At 47.5% G+C, this 24,408-nt stretch carries 20 protein-coding genes and 2 pseudogenes; 14 read left to right on the top strand and 8 right to left on the bottom strand.

Going from position 1 to position 24,408, the window contains the following annotated elements; translation table 11 throughout:
* Nucleotides 1–5 precede the first annotated feature (5 nt).
* The 6 genes and pseudogenes from ACNI29_RS13005 to ACNI29_RS12980 all read right to left on the bottom strand — a co-directional run.
* Entirely contained in the window at nucleotides 6–389 is a 384-nt protein-coding gene (locus tag ACNI29_RS13005) for a RidA family protein (protein ID WP_419778801.1), read from the bottom strand.
* A 297-nt stretch (nucleotides 390–686) separates the two neighbouring features.
* Nucleotides 687–2,111 carry an amidohydrolase family protein gene (locus ACNI29_RS13000; RefSeq protein WP_419778800.1) on the bottom strand — a complete coding sequence of 475 codons (1,425 nt, stop codon included), beginning with the start codon at nucleotides 2,109–2,111 and terminating at the stop codon, nucleotides 687–689.
* A 343-nt stretch (nucleotides 2,112–2,454) separates the two neighbouring features.
* Entirely contained in the window at nucleotides 2,455–3,138 is a 684-nt protein-coding gene (locus ACNI29_RS12995; RefSeq protein ID WP_419778799.1) for a histidine kinase dimerization/phospho-acceptor domain-containing protein, read from the bottom strand.
* 118 nt (nucleotides 3,139–3,256) lie between these two features.
* Entirely contained in the window at nucleotides 3,257–4,465 is a 1,209-nt protein-coding gene (locus tag ACNI29_RS12990) for a PAS domain-containing protein (RefSeq protein WP_419778798.1), read from the bottom strand.
* 205 nt (nucleotides 4,466–4,670) lie between these two features.
* A pseudogene (locus ACNI29_RS12985) lies at nucleotides 4,671–5,261 on the bottom strand (methyl-accepting chemotaxis protein); the annotation flags it as partial.
* Between the two features lie 309 nt (nucleotides 5,262–5,570).
* Nucleotides 5,571–7,034: pseudogene (locus tag ACNI29_RS12980) on the bottom strand (Cache 3/Cache 2 fusion domain-containing protein); the annotation flags it as partial.
* 398 nt (nucleotides 7,035–7,432) lie between these two features.
* Here ACNI29_RS12980 and ACNI29_RS12975 point away from each other — a divergent pair.
* Nucleotides 7,433–8,713: an L-cysteine desulfidase family protein gene (locus tag ACNI29_RS12975; RefSeq protein ID WP_419778797.1), complete on the top strand. Its 1,281-nt coding sequence runs from the start codon at nucleotides 7,433–7,435 to the stop codon at nucleotides 8,711–8,713.
* 67 nt (nucleotides 8,714–8,780) lie between these two features.
* Nucleotides 8,781–9,398: a nitroreductase family protein gene (locus ACNI29_RS12970; RefSeq protein ID WP_419778796.1), complete on the top strand. Its 618-nt coding sequence runs from the start codon at nucleotides 8,781–8,783 to the stop codon at nucleotides 9,396–9,398.
* 80 nt (nucleotides 9,399–9,478) lie between these two features.
* On the opposite strand, the gene ACNI29_RS12965 is transcribed toward ACNI29_RS12970, so the two are convergent.
* Entirely contained in the window at nucleotides 9,479–10,537 is a 1,059-nt protein-coding gene (locus ACNI29_RS12965) for an aspartate/glutamate racemase family protein (protein WP_419778795.1), read from the bottom strand.
* Between the two features lie 133 nt (nucleotides 10,538–10,670).
* Here ACNI29_RS12965 and ACNI29_RS12960 point away from each other — a divergent pair, with 133 nt between their 5' ends.
* From ACNI29_RS12960 to ACNI29_RS12930, 7 genes are all read left to right on the top strand, one after another.
* Nucleotides 10,671–11,699 (top strand): hypothetical protein, encoded by a 1,029-nt coding sequence (locus ACNI29_RS12960; protein ID WP_419778794.1) that lies wholly within the window; start codon nucleotides 10,671–10,673, stop codon nucleotides 11,697–11,699.
* Nucleotides 11,700–11,857: 158 nt separating this feature from the next.
* On the top strand, nucleotides 11,858–12,856 hold the full coding sequence (locus ACNI29_RS12955; RefSeq protein ID WP_419778793.1) for an ABC transporter ATP-binding protein: 999 nt from the start codon (nucleotides 11,858–11,860) through the stop codon (nucleotides 12,854–12,856).
* Nucleotides 12,857–12,859: 3 nt separating this feature from the next.
* Complete coding sequence (locus ACNI29_RS12950) at nucleotides 12,860–13,825, top strand: ABC transporter ATP-binding protein (protein ID WP_419778792.1); 966 nt, start codon at nucleotides 12,860–12,862, stop codon at nucleotides 13,823–13,825.
* Nucleotides 13,826–13,872: 47 nt separating this feature from the next.
* Nucleotides 13,873–15,384, top strand: coding sequence for an ABC transporter substrate-binding protein (locus tag ACNI29_RS12945; RefSeq protein ID WP_419778791.1), 1,512 nt, complete (start codon nucleotides 13,873–13,875; stop codon nucleotides 15,382–15,384).
* Nucleotides 15,385–15,429: 45 nt separating this feature from the next.
* Nucleotides 15,430–16,395, top strand: coding sequence for an ABC transporter permease (locus tag ACNI29_RS12940; RefSeq protein ID WP_419778790.1), 966 nt, complete (start codon nucleotides 15,430–15,432; stop codon nucleotides 16,393–16,395).
* An 8-nt stretch (nucleotides 16,396–16,403) separates the two neighbouring features.
* On the top strand, nucleotides 16,404–17,282 hold the full coding sequence (locus tag ACNI29_RS12935; protein ID WP_419778789.1) for an ABC transporter permease: 879 nt from the start codon (nucleotides 16,404–16,406) through the stop codon (nucleotides 17,280–17,282).
* A gap of 283 nt (nucleotides 17,283–17,565) precedes the next feature.
* Nucleotides 17,566–18,705 (top strand): M20 family metallopeptidase, encoded by a 1,140-nt coding sequence (locus tag ACNI29_RS12930; RefSeq protein ID WP_419778788.1) that lies wholly within the window; start codon nucleotides 17,566–17,568, stop codon nucleotides 18,703–18,705.
* Nucleotides 18,706–18,794: 89 nt separating this feature from the next.
* Here ACNI29_RS12930 and ACNI29_RS12925 read toward each other — a convergent pair whose 3' ends face one another.
* Nucleotides 18,795–19,115, bottom strand: a complete 321-nt coding sequence (locus tag ACNI29_RS12925) for a DUF805 domain-containing protein (RefSeq protein ID WP_419778787.1) — start codon at nucleotides 19,113–19,115, stop codon at nucleotides 18,795–18,797.
* A 414-nt stretch (nucleotides 19,116–19,529) separates the two neighbouring features.
* On the opposite strand from ACNI29_RS12925, the gene hmcA reads away from it, so the two are divergent.
* The 5 genes from hmcA to hmcE all read left to right on the top strand — a co-directional run bounded on the left by hmcA (nucleotide 19,530) and on the right by hmcE (nucleotide 24,392).
* Nucleotides 19,530–21,167: a sulfate respiration complex hexadecaheme cytochrome HmcA gene (hmcA, locus tag ACNI29_RS12920; protein WP_419778786.1), complete on the top strand. Its 1,638-nt coding sequence runs from the start codon at nucleotides 19,530–19,532 to the stop codon at nucleotides 21,165–21,167.
* A 29-nt stretch (nucleotides 21,168–21,196) separates the two neighbouring features.
* Nucleotides 21,197–22,258, top strand: coding sequence for a sulfate respiration complex iron-sulfur protein HmcB (hmcB, locus tag ACNI29_RS12915; protein ID WP_419778785.1), 1,062 nt, complete (start codon nucleotides 21,197–21,199; stop codon nucleotides 22,256–22,258).
* A complete protein-coding gene (hmcC, locus tag ACNI29_RS12910; RefSeq protein WP_419778784.1) occupies nucleotides 22,258–23,430 on the top strand; it encodes a sulfate respiration complex protein HmcC in 1,173 nt (390 codons plus the stop codon). Before hmcB ends, hmcC begins: the two co-directional genes overlap by 1 nt.
* 99 nt (nucleotides 23,431–23,529) lie before the next feature.
* On the top strand, nucleotides 23,530–23,691 hold the full coding sequence (hmcD, locus tag ACNI29_RS12905) for a sulfate respiration complex protein HmcD (protein ID WP_419778783.1): 162 nt from the start codon (nucleotides 23,530–23,532) through the stop codon (nucleotides 23,689–23,691).
* A gap of 23 nt (nucleotides 23,692–23,714) precedes the next feature.
* Nucleotides 23,715–24,392 carry a sulfate respiration complex protein HmcE gene (hmcE, locus tag ACNI29_RS12900; RefSeq protein WP_419778782.1) on the top strand — a complete coding sequence of 226 codons (678 nt, stop codon included), beginning with the start codon at nucleotides 23,715–23,717 and terminating at the stop codon, nucleotides 24,390–24,392.
* Nucleotides 24,393–24,408 lie beyond the last annotated feature (16 nt).

Genomic DNA, 24,408 nt, shown 5'->3' with positions numbered 1-24,408 from the left:
TCTAATTATTTAAGGTTGATGATTGCTTCAACTTCGATGTCCGCACCGAGGGGCAACTTTGCCACCTGAAAAGCGCTGCGGGCAGGGAAAGGCTCTTTGAAATATTCGCCATACACGCCGTTTACTGCCTGAAAGTCGGCAATATCAGCGAGATAAACAGTAACTTTGACTGCATTGTCCAGAGAGGTTCCTGCCTCAGATGCAACAGCACTCAGGTTTTTAAAAACCTGATGTGCGCGATCTTCGATGGAGCCTTCCACCAGTTTTCCGGTTTCCGGATCCATGGGCAGGGCGCCGGAAGTAAAGAGAAAGTCACCTGCTGCTACAGCCTGAGAATAAGGTCCGATAGCTGCGGGAGCATTGGGAGTGTCGATGATCTTTTTACCCATTTTGAATTTTCTCCGTTTTGAAATTCAATTTTTTTGTTTGAATGCCGACTGTCTAATGTCGACATTTAATGTGAGGCCACACTATCTTCGCAAAAACAAACTGTCAACAGGATTGTTACCTTTTTCACAGTTTTTTCATATTTGCGGTATCAACAGCTTGAAAATGCGGTCTTTCTTAAAGCAATATCAATGCTGACGCTTGAATATAGTTTGTACAAATGAAAAAAAAGACAAGGTTGACATTGCTTAAAGCCATGTCAACCTTGTCTTTTATCACAGGCACTTAAAAAAAATTAACTATGCTGTTGGACGCAAAAAAGGACGTTCTGCGAGATCAAAATTCTGTAAATTAGCATGATTCTGTTTCCTGATGTGATCCGGCCCCTTCGTCGTTGTCAGAATGTTCGTTCCAGCTCCAGTAACCAGACCATTATTCATAATCACCTGCCCCATCCCAAGAGTCAGCACGGGGCGTAAAGAATCCAGACAAAGCACACTGACATCCGCATCAGCACCTTCAGCCAAATGCCCTTTCCCGGTCAGGCCCAACATGCGGGCAGGTGCAGCAGTTACTTTGTGTATGAACTCATCAAGAGTGAAAACACCTGCCCGGACCAGAGCCAACCCTTTCTCAACCTGATCATTGCGCGGTATACCTCCGCCGTCCGTGCTTATGGCATTGATAACAAATGATCCGTCCTTGCGTCTGGCAGAAGCAAGGCGCAATCTGGTTGTCGGAGGATTGACCGCAAAACTGACAGCGGAAGGAAGCCCCTGCCGCTGCTGCCCTTCCCAGAAATCAAGTCCTTCGACCGAAGGAAGCTGGACAATTTCTCCGCCGACAGGTGCGTTGACCTGACACCAGCCAGCCTTGATCGCCTCGCGCATACCCTCTTCTGTGGTATCAAATCCCTTCAGCTTCAATGCCGCTTGAGTACCTGTACTTTCCGGGCAACCGTCCACACAAACACCGCTGAGACCATTAATTCTAGCCAGATATGATTCCGATTGAACATTCGGGTTCTGTTCAAGAATGCTGAGAGCTTCTTCAGCTTCCTGCTCCGCAGGCATAATTGCCCCCCGGCAATAGCTGTTAATATGGGCAAGATGAAGCCTCTTTCCCGCAGCAAGCTCAACAGCCTCCTTAAAACCGTCCAGATTACTTCCGCTGGCAAGTGAACCGGCATGGAAAGCCATGTAGGCTCCGCGATCATTAGCTATGGAAAAAACCATTTCAGTTGCTTCAGGTGTCAGCGGAAAATGTCCGCCCAAAACTTTGAATCCGACTCCCCCAGACGCAAGCGTTTTATCCAGCAGAGATTCAATTTCATTTCTGTCAGGACTAGGACCACTTATGGTCTCACCAGGTTTAACCGTCTGCATAAAAGCTACATTCAGGCCGCAACCATGTTTCAAGGCCAGCGGAATGGTGTCCTCTACCGGCCCCCCCAGCTCAATAGCAGTTACAACACCGGCCTTGGCCAGCATTCTGTGCGCCAACGGACCTCCATAAGTTGAAGACGCATGCATGTGGCAATCAATTACCCCCGGCGCTACCACTAGTCCTTCTGCATCAAAAATTTCAAGTGCAGGGCCGTTTATTTCTGACTCTACCCGGGCAATTTTTCCGTTATGATCAATTGCTATATCAAAAATTCCGTGAACGTTATTTGCCGGGTCTACCACTATCCCGTTTTTAATTATCAGCTTGTATGATGACACATCTGCTCCTTATGGATATTTCGTATTCTAATGGAAAGTGTTTCTCAAAAAGACTGAAGCCAGCATGATGACTATGCAGCACAACACATGTCTAATGTCGACATCTTAATAAAATTTACGAACACTCTCTTCTCTTGTCAATCGTCAATTCATTTATGATGTGTTTAAAGGAGATTGTCGAAGCACATGTGTAAACCAATGCAAAATTGAGCTGCTTGCTCCTTTACATCTAGAACTAATATCGCAAAAAAATAGGACCACTGTCCTAAACAGCGATCCTATTTTTAGGGTGCAACTGCCTGTTTTAGGGATGTGACAAACAGTTGTATCAGGGTTAAAGTTATTAAGAAACAGCATTTAATGGCGAAACGCCAGACTTGAGCAACAACTCTAAAGGGTGTAAATTTTCATTAATCTTAAATCCATAGGAGTCTACCATAACGTCAGGGTCAACACACTGAACATCTCCTAACATCTCGATGAAATTCAACAATCTATAAGCGGACCGACTCCCTAAATCCACAATAACACGCTGCTCATCGTTTAAACTGGTTTCACCTAACAATTGCAGCATTCCTATCACGCCATTAAGTGGCGTCCGTATCTCATGATTTAGGACACTTAAGAAAGAGGGAGAATCCAGCGCATCGTCCCTAACGGATTGGGAAGAATTATCTTTTTCAATAACACTGACGATGCATCCAACGTGTGCCAACGATGAAGGGAAAAATTTAAATCTCAGCTTTTTCTGTACAACGGGAGAGTACGCTTCAGTCACCACAGCCTTAGACTCAGTATATGACTCAAGCAACCTATCATAAAAACTCCTCTCATCAACTCCCAGAACATGACACAAATTATTGCCGATAATCTTTTCCGCTTCAAGACCTGTTATCTTTTCGAAGGGAGAGTTTACTTTTTTTGTAATATAACTGTAGTCAGATTTAAATTTTGAGCAGGTAATATTTAACAGCATATAGGCTTCGTTCATATTACTCAAAACTTGATTAAATGCATCAGTCCACATTGTATCCCCCTTTATTAATGCAATCTGGAGGACATATAGCACGCTCAAATTCAGGAGCAATCATTGTAGTAAATCAATCACTCTTTGTAGACTTATAACTACCCCAAACTAAATAAGATCAAACCAACCCAATACTCATTGCATATTGAATCATTTCCGCCACAGAAGAAATATTCAATTTTTTCATAACCCTGCTCCGGTATGTACTTGCAGTATTGGGCGTAATTCCCAAATTATCAGCAATATCTTTTATGCGTTTCCCTTGAATTAAAAGCAAAAAGACCTGATACTCCCGCGAAGATAAATGTGCGTTGGGAATGCTGTTTTCGCCTCTATCAGTCAGACGCAACTCAGATTGCTTTATGAACTTTGAAAAATTAGTATTACATTGTTCAAACAAAACATTTATTGCTCCTGACTTAGAAACACTATCTACAATATCGCCTTGAATCCTGTTTAAATCGTTAGCAAGGACAGAAAGGCTGGACCCCAATTTAAGATAAGATTCCGCTATGGCACTCTGCAGCTCGCGCTCTTTGGTAATATCCCTCCCAACACCGATTAACGAATCATTACCATCTATCCCCTTAACTGGGACCCGTTTGGTTGAAAGCAACCTAGGCTTTCCGTCCGCACCGTTTATAATTTCTTCACTGACAACTTCCTTGCCAGACTGCAAAGCTTCGTCATCCAAAGCCCACGCCGACGAAACCAAATCTTCACTTAAAAAATCAATATCGTTCTTTCCAATCAATTCATCTCGCTTTTTGCCTAAAAGTTGGCAAAAAGCCCGATTCACAACCAACCATTGATGATCTTTGTTTTTTATTATTAAAGGATCAGGAAGAGCGTCGATTATTTCATTTAAATATTGATTTTGTTGTCTTAATTTTTCTTTCAATATTTTCAACGAGGTAATATCAGTATATATTCCATAAAAACAGACAAGCCCACCGTCATCATCATAAACTGCATCCCAATCAGATAGAACCTGCTTCTTCTCCCCCTTGGGGGTTACGATCCCAAACTCACCACGCCACTTTCCACCTTGCAGCACAGTAGGAATTGCATCGTTGTACAAACGATCAGCCTGCCCCGGCTGATATCTTTTTTCCCAGTCATCTTTCATCCACTCGTCGCGAGTCTCGCCAAAAAGTTTTAAACAAGCATCATTAACATATATAGGCTCAAATTCTTTACCACGCACGCTTAAAGCAAAACCTTGACTTGCAAGAATACTGGCACACATACTGCCCAGACTTTCGTCCGGCATATTTTGAGTTTGCCTTTTGACACAAAAAGCTTCTTTTTGATTGTTTGACTTCATTCACCCTCCCGAAGCAAACCGACATCAAAACCGATTAAGAATAAGTTAGTTTTTTAAAAATCATTAATTGTACATACTAAGCTCATTACAATTGAGCAATCCAAAAGACATCAGCGCATCATGAGCATGGATTATATATAACAAAAGAAGTAGCCTTAGATCTATAACATCGTAAGATATCCGAACTTATACAAAACAAAAGACGTTACTTCATTGATGCCACCAACACGCGAAGCTGCTCAGCTAATTTTGCTAATTCTGAAACTGCAACAGCGGATTGCTCCATAGCGCTGGCGGTCTCTTCAGCAATGGTATTGACTTGAGATGCAGATTGAGCAATCTGCTCACTAGCGGCAGACTGTTCCTCAGAAGCAGTGGCAATAGAACGAATCTGGTCAGTAGAATTTCCTACAATTTCAACTATTTCTTTAAGAGCTTTTCCAGACTCTTCTGAAAGGCCGGTAGCCTTATCCACAGCAGCAGCCGCCTCTTCCATATTGGTAATATTGGCATGGGCGGACTCCTGAATTGAGGCAATATAACCACTGACTTCGCTAGTCGCATCTACGGTTTTTTCAGCTAATTTACGCACTTCATCCGCAACTACAGCAAACCCTCTACCCGCCTCCCCTGCACGGGCAGCCTCAATAGCTGCATTCAAAGCCAACAAATTAGTCTGGTCCGCAATATCATTAATAACAGTAATAATTTTACCAATTCCATCAGCCTGCATGCCAAGATTTCCCATGTCAGCATGAAGATTATTGGCAGTATTTCTAAGATGGCTCATCACATCTGCAACATGCGCAACAACATCTTCACCGGCGATAGCCTTCTCGCGTGACTCTCCAGCAAGTGAAGCAGCATTCTCTGCATTAGACGCAACCTCCAAAACAGAAACATTCATCTGTTCCATCGCAGTCGCCGCTTCGGCTGTTAATTCCCTTTGCGTATATGCACCACGGCTAGATTCATCGATCTGAGATGAAAGCTCTGCCGCTGCCGATGAAACCTGTTCGGCAATATCAATAGCTTGAACTGCTACATTACTTATATTCTCAGCCTGATTCTGAATACGCTTTTGTGTATTAATTTCTTCTGTAACGTCGCTTACAAGACAAAATGCACCTATCATCTTTTCATCAAGATCGTGCAAAGGAGAGGCATTGAACACACCATGCTTCTCTTGCCCTGCTAAATTAATCAGGCTGCCAGAAACATTTTTTATTGGTTTTTTTTCAGTCAAAGCCTTACTAGTTATTGTTTTTTTTGATGGGTCATCATAAAAAACTTCACCAATTGGCTTTCCAAAATAACTTTCCGGATTCCCGTTTCTCCCCGCAAACTGTAGCAGCTCTTCATTGCAGAAAACAATATGTCCACTAGTGTCAGTGACGCTGATTGGAACGTTGATGCTCTTAAGTATCCCATCAGAGAAGCCCAACCTATCTTTTAATTTAGTCACCATCTGATTAACTGAAGAAACCGTTTCTCCAATAGCATCTTTGCCGTGGTATTCTGTTCGGGCATTCAAATCACCATCTGCAATTTTCTGCGTTGTCCGGGCAAGCTCTCGTAATGGTCTGAGAAGCTTATGCAAAACAAAGAAAACAACTATAAAAGCTACAATCAAACCGACAACAGCAATCAAACTACTGGTGTATAAAATACGGGTATCAGCCCCAAGGTATATTTCTTTATCAGTAAGGCTCACACCAATATTCCAATCCCACGGTTCATAATGCTTAACGTAACAATTTCGCGTATCTCCTTTATAGTCGTAAGAGACCATACCGTCCTTTACATCTTTTAAAGTTTCCCAAACTTCAGAGGACTGCTTTTCAAAATTCTCACCTGAAGAAGTTGGATGTATAAGAATATCCCCTTTCGAACTATAAACAAAAGCATACCCTCTTCCAGCAAGACTGATTTCTCCTAAAAGATTTTTGAATTCGGGACTGAGTATTTTTACACCGGTAAAAAGCACTGCGACAATATCACCAGACTCTCCCTTAACCGGTATGTAAGCGGTAAGGAGTTCCTCCCCCACAACATTAGCGCAACCATAAAATGGCTGTCCTGAAATTACGGCTTTATAGACAGGACTGGTGGACGGAATGTATGTGCCCACAGCCCTTTCTCCATTAAGCTTAACAATATTTGTAGAAACCCTAAGAAGTTTACCGGGAAGAACCTGGAAGATTGTTGCGAATGAGCCTGACATGTTTTTTACTTTATCCACAAGGTCAGAATGTTCCTTAACCTGCGAACTTCCGACCATTAAACGGGGAAGATCAATTCTTTCAGGCAACATACTGTCCTGATTGTAAATTACAGTATTTGTTTTCGAACTATTATCTACCCAAAGCCCTCCACGTTTATTAATGAGGAACAGAAAAATCTGGCTTTCCGCCTTAAGTATTTTCTGTAGACTTTTACCTTGAAGCTCAACCGACGAATATAATTCATCAACCGTATTTTTCAAAAAAGCTTTACCAAAAGAATGAAGAGAATCAGCAGCAACAAAATAACCGCTTACACTTAAAGCCGAACCCAGAAGAGTTAACACCAACAGAAAAGTTAATATAAGCTTGTTATTGAAATTTAGATTAATAATTCTCAAACCCCATCTCCATATTTTATTCAATAAATACTATTGTATAGCAACAAACACCCACCTAGATCAGCAAGAAATTAAACAACAGGAAATTTTCTTTGAATAAAAACAGACAAAAGACAAGAACTGTCAAAAAGATAAGACACGATGTGGTCATTACACTACATAAGCCACCATCCTGCATAAAGACTATTGATTTAACGAATATAATCACATTAAGATTTCTATTTATCTTTCAACCAGCTTTGATTTCTTGGGAAAACTCTTGTAAAATTACTTTTCAGCCCTGCAAATGAGCCCCAATGAATAAAGGCAAGGCAAAACACGCATTAAAATATCAAGGACAATAAATGGAAAAGACTGACGATAAATATCAATACTATGTGGATATCCTTCATGAGGAACTTGTCCCTGCCATGGGATGCACCGAGCCGATTTCAATTGCTTATGCCGCAGCAAAGGCACGGGAAGTGCTTGGTAAGACGCCAGAGCGGGTAGTTATTGAAGCAAGCGACAACATCATTAAAAACGTGAAAAGTGTTGTAGTTCCCAACACAGGACACTTGAAGGGTATCGAAGCCGCCGCTGTTGCTGGTATTGTTGCAGGCGATCCTGACAAAGTATTGGAAGTCATTTCCACTGTGGACGACAAGGGACGCGAGGCTATCAAAAAATTTCTTGAAACTGGAAATGTGCAGGTCAAGAACTCACATAGCGATTTTATATTTGATCTGGCAGTCACAGTTTATGCCGGAGAAGCCAATGCTTCGGTTCGTATTTCCCACTACCATACCAATATCACCAGCATCTCGCGCAACGGTGAAGTCATTTTTCAGAACGAACAGTGCAATGAAGTTCAGAACTCCAGCCTGACCGACCGCTCAATGATGAGAGTGGCCGATATTCTGGAATTCGCAGAATCGGTGGACCTTGCCGACGTGGACAAAGTGATCCGCCGACAGATGGAGTACAATTACCGCATAGCCGAAGAAGGCATTAAAGAAGATTGGGGAGCGAACATCGGCTCTGTTCTTCTGAAAACATGGGGTGATGACATCAAGGTCAGGGCCAAAGCAATGGCTGCAGCCGGTTCGGATGCAAGAATGAGCGGATGCGAACTGCCTGTAGTCATCGTGTCAGGCTCAGGTAATCAGGGCATAGCTGCTTCGGTTCCGGTAATTGAATATGCAAAGGAACTTGGAACCGATGAAGACACCCTGTTCAGAGCTTTAGTTGTTTCGGATCTAATCACCATTCACCAGAAAACCGGTATCGGCCGCCTGTCAGCATACTGCGGCGCAATAATCGCCGGTGTAGGAGCCGGGGCGGGAATTACATGGCTGCATGGCGGACGCTACAAAGACGTGGCCCACACCATCGTCAATGCACTCGCCATTGTTTCCGGCATTGTCTGTGACGGGGCCAAACCTTCCTGCGCTGCCAAGATCGCCTCTGCGGTCGACGCGGGCATACTCGGCTTCCACATGTACCAGAACGGCCAGCAATTTTATGGCGGAGATGGTATAGTGACCAAAGGCGTTGAAAACACCATCGCCAATATCGGACGTCTGGGACGCGAGGGCATGCGCGAAACCGACAAGGAAATCATCAGGATCATGCTCGGAAAATAGAGGCGAAAAACCGAACCGCCGTATCAACTGAACATTTGCGAAACAGTCCTAACCCAAGGAGTTCTCAATGGAATTCAAAGAGATACTGACAAACCGGAGAGCTATCAATTTTTTTGATCCAGAAAAGGATGTCACTGAAGCACAACTGCGAGAGATTATTGAGGATGCCGCCAAAGCCCCCTCAAGCTTCAATCTCCAGCCTTGGAAAATGATCATCCTTCGTAATTCAGAACAAAAGGGAAAACTCCAGAAGCTTGCATTTAACCAACCCAAAATAAGTGAAGCACCGTTGGTTATCATTCTTCTTGCTGACCGCGAAGGCTGGAAAGAAGGCAACGCAACCCTTGAAGGTCACTTCACAAACAACATGCAGGCCGAACAGCGGGATTGGTTCATCTCCAGCACTTCCGCCCTTTACGGTAGTTCAGAAGCAGCAAGTCTGGCCTTTGCCAATAAAAACGCCGGCCTTTTCGCCATGTCACTCATGCATGCAGCTTCCAATTTAGGCCTGCATACCCATCCCATGGACGGTTTTGACCACGAAGCAGTACGCAAGGAATTTAACATCCCTGAACAATACTGGATTCCCATGCTGATCTGCATGGGCCACAAAAAAGCGGATATTGAAATTCAGCCCAAGGCATGGCGTCAGTCATTTGATGAAATCGTGCTTGAAACCAAATAAAGCCATCACCAATAAAAAAGGACTTACGTCATCACAACGTAAGTCCTTTATATATTTGTTTATTGTAAGCAGATGTCTTTTTATCCGTAATGCTTATCAAACATATCCGGTAAGACAGCCCCAAGATCACTTTCGGCATCAAAAACTTTTACACCAATCTCTGCTGCTTTTTCTGAAAAACCGGGGACATCCCCCACAGCAAAAAGAGTCGGAAGATGCATGTAACTCCCTTCAATCTTGCGCCCTTTGCTGGCGAGGTATTCAACGCTAAGCCTGATAATATCATCCTGAACTTTTACCAGTTCATCCAAAGTATCAAGCCTAAAAGTGGCTGGAGCAAACCAGTCTACATGGGCTGCCGGAGTCATATCCAGCGAATCGAAAGAGGCTGCATGCCCCCCCGCATTAACAAGTGACTTGGCAAGAACCGCCGAAGCATCAACGACCATCAGTTCACTGGGAATGAGCCCCTGCTCCTTGAAACGGGCGCAGCTTTCAGGAGTCAAAGCCAGCGGAAGTTCAGTACAACCCAGAACCACCGCTCCGCAGCCCTGCCTTTGACACTCTTCCCTGATTACCCCACAAAGCAGATTCTCTGATTCCGGTGTTATTTTCGCGGTCTTTATACCGAATTCGGTATCATAAATTGCGGACATGACTTTAACCATGTTTGAGGATGAAGGGCTGACTGCTTCAATGCCATACTGCTCCAGTGCACGGTGGTAAAGACCGGAATTAAGCAGACTATCAACTCCCAGCACCAGAACCTTCATTCCGACCCCCTCTAATGACCGGGCGGTCTCATGAATCATATCCACAAATGTCAGCGGCAAAGAAGCCATCACTTCACGAAAAAGTTCATGGGCACTATTGCAGGACAACCCAACCGGACCGCATCCGAAAAATTGCATCATCCGGGCTGTGTGCTCCGCAGTTGCCCTTTTACGCAACTCCGGTTCATCATCCGGTTTCCACTGCCGACCTACTTCATGCGCTTTATAAGCAAGCCGCGAGTTGCCGTAAAATAGATAGGAATTACCTGCAAAACCCTGAACAAGTATAATTTTTCTTGCCAGATCCACCATTGCTTCATTGCCAAGACCGCCAACAATACCGATTACATTAACATTACTGCCCATTAGAAATATCAACCTGCTTTCATGGTTATGCCCTAGTCAAACCAGAGTGTAAAAAAAATTTAACCTTTATTACTTTTTTTGTTAACACCAATACATTCAACTTGAACAGCAATCAACCCGAACCACTACGATCATGAGAAAATATCCTGAAACATTGAATGAGATCATCGGCGAAAGCGGACTCAACCTGAATCGCATCAGCAAACTGTCCGGAGTTTCAAATACCTACCTGACCAAACTCAGCAAAAACATGATCAACCATCCGGGCAAGGACAAGATAGCCTCCATCCTGCTGGCGCTCAACAAACGCATATTCAGGATCAACGAAATTCTTGCTGAATACGATTACCAGCCCCTAAGTAAATATGACATTCCGGCTATTCTTAACAATAACCGCAAACGCAAAATAGGCGGTCCGCTCATGCCTCATTATGACCGGCTCTATTTTGAACTTATGCTGGTGGTTTTTGAACAGATCGGCGGCACTAAAATTGTAGTCAAGAACCGGCCTAGTGGAATCTATCAGCCATACCGCTTGTACATGAAAAAGGAATTTCAATTGGAACTTGCAGGTGAAGAGGAACGTTTCCTTTATGAATTTACCGGACATGTAGTACGCGACAGGTTGCGTCTTTTTGAAGAAAACTGCGCAAAAGGTGACCACATTACTACTTTCATGTGCAAGGAATGCCTCAATGAGACACTGGATAAGATTTTGACCCGCTGTATTGCAGATGAAGATCAAAAAGGCTTGAACATGTTTGCCCAATACTTGGCCAACGCAGCTTCCTGTGCCTTAAAATTCCCGGACCAGCATAAACTGCTGATTACGAACCGCTGCTCTATTTTCGAATTTTTCATTCAGGATGCCGATGGAGAAAAGCCCGTGGTAAATTTTACGGGAACATCCCGGCACACATACAACAATCCTTATGACCAGCATAATCTCGAAGGATTTTCCACCAGTGCCCCGGCCATGCTTAAACTTTTCAAGACTGAAGTTGACATGTGCAAAAAAGCTATGGGCCCTAACGGTTCTAATGATGATCCTGAAATTTTCAAAAAAGTTGTTTTGAACAAATTCCAAAGATGGAATGTTGGCCAAATATTCGAAGAAGCACTGGAAGAGCTGATGTCCACACCGGGCTTTAAGCTTTTCTAACGAACCTCAAAATGACACGAAACCCTTTATTTACAGGTGTCCTGCACATGGTTTAATTTTTTTTTAAACCTAAGGAAGTCTTTTTATTTGACTAAAGCGTAACTTTTTTACTAATTTAACATTTCAGTTATACACAAAGAACAACGAGACCCTCCGAAATGGAACAAATTAACAAAAAAGAAATTCTGAGAATCAACAATCTCCAGACCTATTTTTTTTCTTCCGACGGCACAGCAAAAGCTGTGGACGGTGCCTCTTTCTCCCTGACCGAAGGTAAGGTTCTGGGAGTTGTCGGCGAATCCGGCTGCGGGAAAAGCGTTACTGCCCAATCGGTAATGAGATTGGTTCCCAGCCCTCCCGGTAAAATCGTCGGCGGCGAGATCCTTTTTGACGGACAGGACCTGACCAAGCTCAGCATGGCTGAAATGCGCCACATCAGGGGCAACAGAATATCCATGATCTTTCAGGAGCCGATGACCTCACTGAACCCTGTTTTCACTGTCGGTGACCAGCTTTCAGAAATGTTCATCCTGCACCGGGACATGAATAAAAAAGACGCTATGGACGCTTCCATTGAGATGCTGGCGAAAGTTCAGATTCCTGCCCCCGAAGCAAGGGTGAAAGAGTTCCCGCATCAGCTTTCCGGCGGTATGCGCCAGAGGGTCATGATCGCCATGGCGCTTTCCTGTGACCCGGAAGTACTCATTGCCGACGAACCGACAACCGCTCTTGACGTTACCGTTCAGGCCCAGATCCTGGACCTGATCATTAAATTGAAAGACGATTTCGGCACTGCTGTTGAGATGATCACCCATGACCTCGGAGTTATCGCCGAAACTGCTGATTCCATTGTTGTCATGTACGCGGGTAAAGTGGTTGAGCAGGCGGATACAATAGAATTATTTGAAAACACCCTGCACCCCTATACCAAGGGATTACTTAATTCCACACCGATTCTGGGCCGTCGTACCGCTGGTAAATTTGAGCGGCTCAATGAAATCAAGGGAATGGTTCCCAGCCTCTACAACCTTCCCGAAGGTTGTAAGTTCTGTGAACGCTGCCCGGACGCCATGCCTATATGTAAGCATAAGGAACCGGAGCTCACTGAAATCAACGGCAGTCACGCAGTTCGATGCTGGCTGCATATCCCCCACTAGCCTATGTCTGAATTTTTATTGCAAGCAGAAGACCTTAAGGTCCATTTCCCCATCAAAAAAGGAATCCTCTCCCGCGTTCACGGATATGTTTATGCGGTTGACGGCATTGATATTGAACTGCGCAAAGGGGAAACTCTGGGCATCGTCGGCGAATCGGGGTGCGGAAAATCCACCGCAGGTCTGGCACTGATGCGGCTTATCGAACCCACTTACGGAACCGTCCGCTGGAAGGGCCGTGATATGGGCGAGATGTCCCCGGCTGAAATGCGAGCACTGCGCCGGAAAATGCAGCTCATCTTTCAGGACCCGTATTCTTCGCTTAACCCGCGCATGAACGTTAACCAGATCCTTTCCAACCCCATGGACGTTCATGGTCTTTACAAAGGCAGTGAACGTGCAGACAGGCTGGCTTTCCTGCTCGAAACAGTCGGCATGAGCCCGGATCTGGGCATGAGGTATCCCCATGAATTTTCCGGCGGTCAAAGGCAGCGCCTGGGTATTGCCCGCGCACTGGCTCTGGACCCGTCCGTAATCATCGGTGACGAACCGGTCTCCGCTCTTGACGTTTCCATTCAGGCGCAGATCATCAACCTGCTCATGGATCTCAAGAAGCAGTTCGACCTGTCATTGCTCATCATTTCCCATGACCTCGCGGTTGTTGAATACATCTGTGATCGCATCGTGGTTATGTATCTGGGCAAAGTTGTAGAAACAGGGTCTTACACCGACATCTACAGCAACCCCAAGCACCCATACACTCAGGCCCTTCTTTCGGCAGTTCCCGTGCCGGACCCGCGCCGGGTGAGAGAAAGGCAGATCCTCACCGGGGATGTGCCCAGTCCTATAAATCCTCCGTCCGGTTGCAGGTTTCACACCCGCTGCCCCAAGGCGATGGATATATGCTCGCAGGAAATTCCCGTTGCCACTGACTTCGGTGAGGGGCATCAGGCCACATGTCACTTATTTTAAGCGGCATGCATATCCAAGTGTAAACTTATTTTCTGGAGGTTGAACCTATGAAACGTTTGGCATTTATTGCAGCTCTCGTCGCAATGCTGGCGTTGCCCTCTTTTGCCATGGCCAAAGCTGATCTGGTTATCGCAACTGATGCTCCGCCCCTGTCCATGAACCCGCAGGCGCACTCTTCCGACGCCAACTTCTCTTACATGTCCAACTTCTATGATGGACTTCTCCAGCGCAAGGACGGCAAACTCGTCCCCGCACTGGCAACAGAGTGGAAGCGTCACGACGCCAACACTTGGGAATTCAAACTTCGCAAGGGTGTAAAATTCCACAACGGTAACGATTTCAACGCAGATGACGTTGTCTTCACCTTTGAACGCATGAAGAATTCCAAGTATTCCAAACTGCTCAACTTCGGTAACTCCATTGCATCTATGGAAACTCCGGACAAATACACCGTTATTTTCAAAACCGTGAAGCCTGTGCCCTGGTTCGCTGAAACCATGCACCAGAACTTCATCGTGGACAAAGAATCCTCCGTCAAACGTGACGATGGCGATTACAACACCAAGCCCATCGGTACCGGCGCTTACATTTTCGACGAATGGATCAAAGGTTCCTACCTCCGCATGCACGCCAACCCCAACTACTGGGAAGGCGCACCCACCAAATACAAAACTGTTGAAATGCGTCCCATCGTTGAGGAAGCAACCCGCTTCGCTGCTCTCGCAGGTAAGCAGGTAGATATGGTTAACGGTGTGCCCCTGACTCTGGCTGACCGCATCTCCAAGATGCCCACTGTTGAAATGATCCAGCGTCCCGCACGTCGCTGTATTTTCCTCTCCATTGGTAACCAGCCCGGCACTCCCTACGCTGACAAGCGTGTCCGTCAGGCTATTGCATACGCTATCAACGAAGACGAAATCATTGAAAAAGTAATGCACGGTCAGGCAACCAAAGCCCATCAGGTTCCCGATGCAGCAACCGTTGGTTACGATGCATCCATCAAACGTCTTGAATACAACCCCGAAAAAGCAAAGCAACTCCTTGCTGAAGCCGGTTACAAAGACGGTTTTGAAATCACCATCGCAGGTCCTAACGACCGTTACATCAACGACGAAAAGATTTGTGAAGCTGTTGCTAAATACCTCGCCAAGATTGGCCTGAAAGTCAGCCTTGATGTTAAGCCCAAATCCATCTTCTTCAGTGAACTCACCAGCCACAAGTATCCTTTCTACCTGATCGGTTGGTTCGACGGTTCCTATGACTTCGGTCGTTCCGGCGAAAAGCTGTTCCACTCCGTAGACAAGGACAAAGGCATGGGCGGATACAACGGTGCTTCCTACTCCAACCCCGAAGTGGATAAAAAACTTGAAGCTTCCGCAAGCATTGTTGACCGCGATGAGCGCGCCAAGGCTCTTCAGGAAGTCAACCGTCTCACTCTTGAAGACGTTTCCACCATTCCCCTGCACTACCAGCAGGATATGTACGCCGTGATCAAGGGCAAGAACATCAAGTTCACCCCTCGTCCCGACCGCTGGATCACTGTTAAGGAAATTCAGTAACACCTAAAAATCAGGGGCCGCTCCGGCGGCCCCGTTATATATACCATGGCATCATATATTTTTCGAAGATTATTGCAGGGGGGACTAGTTCTGCTGGCTGTCTCCTTCGTTTGCTTCTGCCTATTCCGATACACCGGTGACCCGGTGCTTATGCTGGCCGGCAAATACGCCACTCAGGCTGAACAGGAACAGGTCCGTAAAGACTACGGACTGGATCAGCCTACACACATTCAATATGTAAAATTTCTCGGCGGAGCGATCAAAGGCGATTTCGGCAAATCCTACATAAGTCAGGTTGACGCGCTGGACACTATCCTTGAACGTTTTCCCGCCACCTTTGAACTGGCTCTTGCCGCCATCTTCATATCGTTCACTGTCGGGGTAGGCCTGGGGATTGTAGTCTCCATCTGGCCGAATGGATTTATCGCCCGAACGATAATGGCCGGTTCATTAATGGGGATTTCCATACCCACATTTCTAATCGGTATCCTGCTGGTCATGGTATTTTCCGTTTATCTGGAAATTCTACCCTCCTTCGGGCGCGGCGAAACCGTCATGATCGGTGACTGGCGAACCGGACTGCTCACTATGGACGGGTTGAAACATATCATCCTGCCCGCACTGACCCTCTCCGGCTACCAGCTGGCGGTCATGCTGCGACTCACCCGCGCCGGAATGCGTGAAGTGATGGGCGAAGAATACATCAAGACTGCATGGGCCAAGGGACTTTCTCCCTTCAAGGTCATCATGAAACACGCCCTGCGTAACGTCATGATCCCGGTTGTAACCATTGCCGGCCTGTCTTTCGGTGAACTTATTGCTTTCTCAATCGTAACCGAGACCATCTTCCAGTGGCCGGGCATGGGTAACCTTCTGCTGACCTCTATTTTCGAAACAGATCAGCCGATCATCGTTACCTATATCATGCTGACATCATTCATCATCCTGTTCATCAACATTATGGTCGACATGCTCTACGCAGTGCTCAACCCCAAAATTCGCTACGATTAGGAAATATAATGAACAGACCACTTTTAAAAAAACGCTTTAACAGCTTCAAAAAAGACAAGCCTGCGGTTATCGGCGCGACCATTCTGCTGATCTTCATCATTGCCGGAATATTCGCTCCCATACTGGCTCCCATGGACCCCTACGACCTGAGCTCCGTAGACCTCGGAAACATGCTCCAGCAGCCCTTCTGGATGGATGGCGGGTCCAAAGTCTTTCCTCTGGGAACAGACGATCAGGGACGTGGAATCCTGTCCACCATCCTCTACGGCTTGCGCACCTCGCTCATCGTAGGCGGATCAGTCGTGGCTATCGCAGGGACATTCGGCATTGTTATGGGAATGGTCGGCGCATATTACGGCGGAGTCATTGATGCTTTCGTCATGCGCTGTGCAGACACCGTTTTCTCTTTCTCCACTACACTGCTGGCTGTCCTGCTGCTCGGTGTGTTCGAGACACGAGGAATAGGAACGGTTATCTTCGCTATCTGTATCGCGGACTGGGTAAAATACGCCCGAACCATCCGAGGCAGTGTGCTTGAAATCAAGAACAACCCTTACGTCATGGCCGCGAAGGCTTCCGGGGCCAAGGATTTCCGTATTCTCTTCCAGCACATCCTGCCCAACGCCCTGCCGCCGATCTTCGTTGTCATGGCTGTTGACCTCGCGGTTGTCATCATGCTCGAAGCCACACTCAGCTTCCTCGGCGTAGGTGTGCCGCTGACCGAGCCTTCACTCGGAATGATGATCGCCATTGGTAAAAACTATATCTATGCCGGAATGTGGTGGATGACACTCTTCCCGGGTGCAGCACTCGTTCTGCTTGTTGTGGGTATCAACCTCTTCGCCGACTGGCTGCGCGATGAGATGAACCCCAAGCTGGCAAGATAATATATATGATGCGCTAACGCGCTTTTAGCTTAACTTATTTAGCCTCCGGCGGCCCTGCCGGGGGCCTCTCCGAGGGCCAAAGAAACTTTTGCAAAAGTTTCTCTGGACTCTTCAAAACCTTTTATTATGGCTTCGCCGTTTTGTGTGACAAAACAGTTTTATAAACTAGGCAGCGAAGCTTTACTAAAAGGTTTTGGGATTCTTAAACCCTTTTGCAAAAGGGTTTAAGCCCCCGGAGGGACCGCCGGTAGGCTCACCGAAGGCATACTTTTTGGACAAGATCATGACTGAACAAGAAACATACGAAAGTTTTCTGAAAGATTTTGAAAAGATCATTAACACTGACAGTGCCAGCGAAAATCTGGACGGAGTTGTCGAAGTTGCGGCATTCCTGAAAGAGAAATTCGAAGCACTCGGCCTTGAAGCCGAGGTCACCCGCGAAGGTGAACGCGGTGTTCCCTGCCTGAAAGCATGCACTCCGAGCAAAAACGGGCGCTACGATTTCATGTTCATCGGCCACATGGACACTGTCTTCCCGAAAGGTGAAGTAGCAAAACGTCCTTTCAAGATTGAAGACGGACGTTCACTGGGACCGGGAACCAACGACATGAAAGGCGGCCTGCTGGTGGCACTCTATGCCATTGAAAAGCTCAAGGCGGAAGGAAATCTTGACAAGGTTGCTATTTGCGTCGCTTTCAACGGTGATGAGGAAGTCGGTTCTGAAAATTCCCGTGCATGGATCGAAAAAACTGCCGCAAACTGTGACCGGGTTTTTGTTTTCGAACCCTGCCGTCCAGACTACCGCCATGTCATGCACCGTAAAGGTGGAGGAGCCGTTTACATCACTGCCAGCGGAATTTCCGCCCACTCAGGAGCCAACCCTGAACGTGGAGCCAACGCGCTGGTGGAACTGGCCGGGCATATACCTGCGATCCATGCACTCAACGACATGGATAATGACATCACCGCCCAATGCAACGTGATCAAAAGCGGAGACAAATTCAACATTATTCCTGATCATGCAGAGCTGACAGTTGACGTTCGTGTCGGCACAAAGGAAGAGGCTGACTTTGTTACCGAATTCTTCAATAAGCTGCCGGATACAAACTACGTTGAAGGAGCTTCCATCAAAATTACCGGCGGTGTTGACCGTCCGCCAATGGAATACACTGAGAAGACCATGGCCGTATGGGAAGTTCTGCACGCGGAAGCAGCAAAGCTGGACATTGATTCAGTATGGATTTCCACCGGTGGTTGCTCCGACGGTAACTGGACAGCAGCCATGGGCATCCCGACCATCGACGGTATGGGAACAGTGGGCGAAAACTCCCACCGTGAAGATGAATACATGGAACTGGACAGCATCCTGCCCATGATCAAGATCGTTGCCAACACCTGCCTGAAGATAGTAGATGGTCAATAAATTATTTTAAGAACTACCAAGAAAAAAGGACTTGCAGAGAAATCTGCAAGTCCTTTTTTCTTGGATTATAAACTGGTTAGTTAAACTAATCAGTCTTTTTTCAAACAAATAAAAAGCAGATATGCTAATCCAACAACCGGAATAAGCCCCACCGCAACAAGCTTAGGATTACGTCCTAAGGTATTAAGTCTGCGCACAAAAAGAGCCACGCACGGCAGAGAAGTACCGACCAGAAACAGACCGGTCAAAGTATCAACAACTTTTTTCACTAAAGCATGGTCAAGATATCCCAGTACAAGCAACACGCAGATGATCGCACTGTGGACCAGAATAAACCTGCTGAACTCACTGTAACTGGCCTTGTCGTGAAAGTTATTAAACTTCTTAAGTATTTCTAAATAGTATCGCATTATATTTCTCCTGTTCTCAGGCAAACGAGCCGTTTTTGACCTGCATTTCTTCGTTTCTAATCCCTTTTGTGTCAAGAATTTTCCACCGAAAACAGCACTTACCCACAACTCAAATTCAACCCGCGAAAGTAGGGTATTTGAGAACCGGTTTTTTTTAAAATCACCCCTTGACGGAACACAAAAGAATAACATACCTATCGGGCAGGTATAAAAACCTATCGACTAGGGAGGTATTAATACCCACTGGGTCGATGGGGAATGAGGCGCACCGGAACGGGCTTGATCGTTTTTCCAATAAACGGCTTTCCATGGGGGAAGCAACAGCCGGGAATAACAGATAAAAAACCGACCGGAGCAACAAAGGCACGGAGTATGAGGCTCCGAGGCCAATTGCATTGAGAGGGGATCCATATCATGGCAAACGGAAAGAAACTATTGCGATTGTCCGGTATCCTGATTGTCCTGGCTGGGGTGCTCGGCTTCCACATGGAGGCACTGAGCATGGTCGGAACCCCGCAGGAGAACAGCAATAAGCGTCCTGATCTTATTATGATCGACACTATTGCCGCTCAGGAAAAACTGGAACTGCCTGCTGTTGTGTTTCTTCATGATACACACACCAAGGCTGTGGCTGAGCAGGGCAAAGACTGTACTGCCTGCCACCAGAAAACCGAAGGAAGCATGTCCTACAAGTTCATGAGAACTGAAGACAGCTCTTCCGAAAAGCTTAAAGAAATTTACCACAACGGTTGTATCAGCTGTCATGCTGCCGACGCCAAGGCCGGAACGAAAACCGGACCTCAGGTCGGTGAATGTCGCAGCTGTCACATGGCTGACCCTGAAATCAAAGCAGAGCGCGCTCCCGCAGGCATGGAGAATATTCTCCACTACCGCCACTGGGATTCCAAGCTCATCGCTAACGATGAAGGTCAGGAAACCAATTGTGGAAGCTGTCACCACGTATACAACAATCTCGACAAGAAGCTTGAGTACGTGAAAGGACAGGAAGAAAACTGTAGTGTATGTCACACCACTGAGCCTCAGGGTGCAGTGAAACTGACCACCTCTGAAGCCTACCACGGTCAGTGCGTGAGCTGTCACCTTGATATGAAAGCTGCCAAAGCGGAAAAGACCGGTCCTGTCGACTGTGCCGGTTGCCACGGCGAAATGCAGGCTGCAGACATCAAGGAAGACAACGCTGCTGTTATGAAAAAGCTGGGTGGAACACTGCCCCGCCTTCCCAGACAACAGCCCGACGCTGTTCTGCTCACCGCCCCGGTACAGGAAAACGTTGCTGTTAAAGCGACTATGGCTGCCGTAGCTTTCAACCATAAGGCCCATGAAGGTTACACTGACTCCTGCAGCTCCTGCCACCACGACACCATGAACAAGTCCTGCTCCTCCTGCCATACTGTTCGCGGTTCAAAGGAAGGCGGTTTTGTTACTCTCGACAAGGCTATGCACAAAGCTGACAGCACCAGATCCTGTGTGGGTTGTCACGCTGTAAAGCAGAAAGATCCTAAATGTGCAGGCTGCCACGAACTGATGCCCAAGAACGTAATCCAGTCCAAAGAGACCTGTGCAGTATGTCACAACGGCCCCGCTTCCACCTCCAGCGAACCTGTTAGCATGGATGCCTCCGCCAAGGCTGAAATCGCTGCAAAGCTGATCATGAAGCGTCCCGAGTCTCCGGCACTGATCGCGGAAAAGGACATTCCTGAATTCGTGACCATCAACGTCCTCGAAAATGAATACAAAGCAAGCAAACTGCCCCATCGCAAGATCATTATGAGCTTGGTCGACGGTATGAAAGGCGATGCTATGGCTAACGCTTTCCACAGCACACCCCTTACCGTGTGCGGAAGCTGCCACCACAACAGTCCTGCTAGCGCCACTCCGCCAAGTTGCGCAAGCTGCCACGGTGGCAAAGTTCAGGACGGACGTCCGGCCCTCAAGGCTGCTTACCACGTTCAGTGCATGACCTGTCATGACGCTATGAACATCAAGAAGCCTGCTTCTACTGACTGCACCGCATGTCACGCGAAGAAATAGTAACGGATAGCCTGAAGGAGAACAGATAAATGTTACGCAGAACATTCCTCGGAATGCTGGGCGCAGCCTGCGTGGGAGCATCCCTCCCCGCAGGAGCTGAGGCCGCAGGCAAGGAGTTCAAAGGATATCCCGGAAGCAAGGGTGTACTCTTTGACGCTACCCGCTGCATCGGCTGCCGCAAATGTGAAGCAGCCTGCAACAAGGTCAGCAAACTTCCCGCACCGGAGAAGAAATTTGATGACCTTTCCGTGCTGGACACCAAGCGCAGAACAGATGCCAAGACCTTCACCGTGGTTAACAAGTACGGCACTCCGGAACATCCCGTATTCCGCAAGTCCCAGTGCAACCACTGTCTTGAGCCTGCATGTGCGTCCGCATGTTTCGTAAAAGCATTCAAAAAACTGCCCAACGGCGCAGTTGTTTATGATGAGTCGGTTTGTGTTGGTTGCCGCTACTGCATGGTAGCCTGCCCCTTCGAAATCCCGACTTATGAATATGACGAACCCCTGACCCCCCGGGTTATGAAATGCGACATGTGCGCGACCCGTCAGGAAAAGGGACAGCTCCCCGGCTGTGTATCCGAGTGCCCGAAAGAAGCACTCGTATTCGGCGAAAGGGATGAGCTTATCAAAATAGCCCGCGAACGTATCCGCCGCAATCCTGACCGTTACGTTGACCACCTCTACGGTGAAGACGAAATGGGTGGAACCAGCTGGATGTACCTCTCCGGTGTGCCTTTCAAAGAAATCGGCATGCGCGAAGACCTCGGCACCAAGTCTGCTCCCGAGCTCACAGCCGGTGCACTTGCTGCGGTACCCATGGTTGCAGGCCTCTGGCCCGTACTCCTCGGCGGCATCTACGCTGTAAGCAAACGCAACAGCAAAATAGCTGACGAAGAACGCAAGGAAGCTGTGGAAAACGCAATTGCCAAGGCAAGCGCGGAAGCTGAAAAGACTCTCTCCGAAGCTCTTGAAAAGGCTGATGTTGCCAACAAGCGCAAGATCGAAGTCGAAGTCAAGAAAGCTGTAGAAGACGCACTTGCTCCCAAAGAAGAAGAGCAGGAAGAAAACAGCGAGAAGGAGGAATCCTAATGTCCACTCCCGCGAACAACGGCCCTAAATCGGCCTTCAATACCTTCAATCTGGTAGCAGGCGCTATCCTTGTTGTGGGTCTGATCCTTACTGTGCTCAGATTCACCCAGGGTATCGGTCCCGTAACCAACCTTGATGACAACAACCCCTGGGGCATCTGGATCGGTTTCGACCTGCTCTGCGGTGTTGCTCTCGCAGCCGGCGGATACACAACTTCCGCAGCCTGCTATATCTTCGGACTCAAGCGCTTTCACTCCGCTGTACGTCCGGCAATCCTGACCGCCTTCCTCGGCTACGCCCTTGTTGTATTCGCACTGCAGTACGACCTCGGCCGTCCCTGGAGACTGCCTTACCCCATCTTCGTATCTCAGGGTACTACCTCCCTGCTCTTCGAAGTTGGTCTGTGCGTTATGCTTTACCTGACTGTGCTCTTCGTTGAGTTCACTCCCGCCATGTTCGAATGGCTGGGCTGGAAGAAAATCCGCAAAGTGGTCGTTAAACTGACCCTCGTGCTGACCATCTTCGGCGTAGTGCTCTCCACCCTGCACCAGTCTTCACTCGGCGCGCTGTACACCATCGCACCGTCCAAGCTGCACCCGCTCTGGTACTCCCCATACATGCCGCTTTACTTCTTTGTTTCAAGTATTGCTGCAGGTATGTCCATGGTCATCTTCGAAGGCTCCATGTCCCACAAGAAACTGCACCGCATGATGGACGAGGAATACCTCAAGCACCACGACGGCGTTGTATTCGGATTCGGTAAGGCTGCTGCACTTGTTCTCTTCGGCTACTTCTTCATCAAGACTATGGGCGTAGCTTACGACAACAACTGGCACTACCTTGCTTCCGGTTACGGCCTGCTCTTCCTGACTGAAATGCTCGGCTTCGTAGCCCTGCCCTGCTTCCTCTATGCAGTGGGTGTTCGCGACAGAAACCTCAGCCTGATCAAAAAAGCATCGATCATTACCGTTCTCGGTATCGTGTTTAACAGGTTCAACGTTTCCATGATCGCATTCAACTACCACCTGCCTGCTGCTGACAGGTACTTCCCCAGCATGACTGAAATCGGAATTTCCGTATTCATCGTAACTCTCGGTGTTGTGATCTTCCGTTTCATCACTACCCGGATGCCCATTTTCTTCGAGCATCCTGACTACAAGGGCGACCACTAGAAGCATGTCCATCGAATCCACGCCTGTGGATTCGATGAAAAAAATACATTCAATTTATTTAGACATGACCTCAGGTCGTTTCATTAAGGAGATAGTAAAATGGAAGCATATAACCTTCAGGAATACTACACATTCACCAAAGGTATCATGTACCTTCTGATGGGTGGAGCTCTGGTCGGCGTGACCCTGTTCTGGCAGTTCCTCATGGGCGGGAAAGCCTACCGTGACGAAAATAAAAAGAACTACGGCGACCACCACTAAGCCGAATGTGAGGAGATAATATTATGTATGAACTTCTGACAGGGCCCGTAATGTGGCTGGTTTTTGCAATCAGCTTCGGCGGCCTGCTGGTACGCGTAGTGCTCTACTTCAAGGGCCTCAGCCAGCAGCTCGACCGCGTGGCATATAAAGCCCATCTGTCCTACGGACTGAAAGGCGCATTTAATTCAATATTCAGCTGGCTGAACCCCGTGGGCGCACGCGCATGGAGAAAAAAGCCCGGCTTTACCCTTATATTCTTTGCATTCCACGTCGGATTGCTTGCTACCCCCATTTTCCTTGCAGCGCATAACATCATGCTGCAGGAAAACCTGGGCTTCGGTCTGCCGCAGCTGCCCGCATTTTTCGCGGACCTGCTCTCCTGGACCGTAATCGTAGCCTGTGTCGCAATCATCCTGCGCCGCATCGCACTCCCGGAAGTAAGAATCCTGACAACAGCATACGACTATCTGATGCTGCTCATAACCGTAGCTCCCTTTGTAACCGGCCTCATCGCCCGTTACCAGATGGGTGACTACCAGTTCTGGCTGCTGGCACACATCATCACCGGACAAATCTGGCTGCTGTGCCTGCCTTTCACCAAACTCAGCCACTGCGTGCTCTTCTTCTGTTCCCGCGCTCAGCTCGGAATGGACTATGGCATCAAACGCGGCGGCCTGAAAGGCTCCACTTTCTCCTGGTAACAGGAAAATAACAGCC

Source organism: Maridesulfovibrio spiralis (SeqCode) (assembly GCF_048571135.1).
Lineage (GTDB): Bacteria > Desulfobacterota > Desulfovibrionia > Desulfovibrionales > Desulfovibrionaceae > Maridesulfovibrio > Maridesulfovibrio spiralis.
This window is presented reverse-complemented; position numbering and strand designations above follow the sequence as displayed.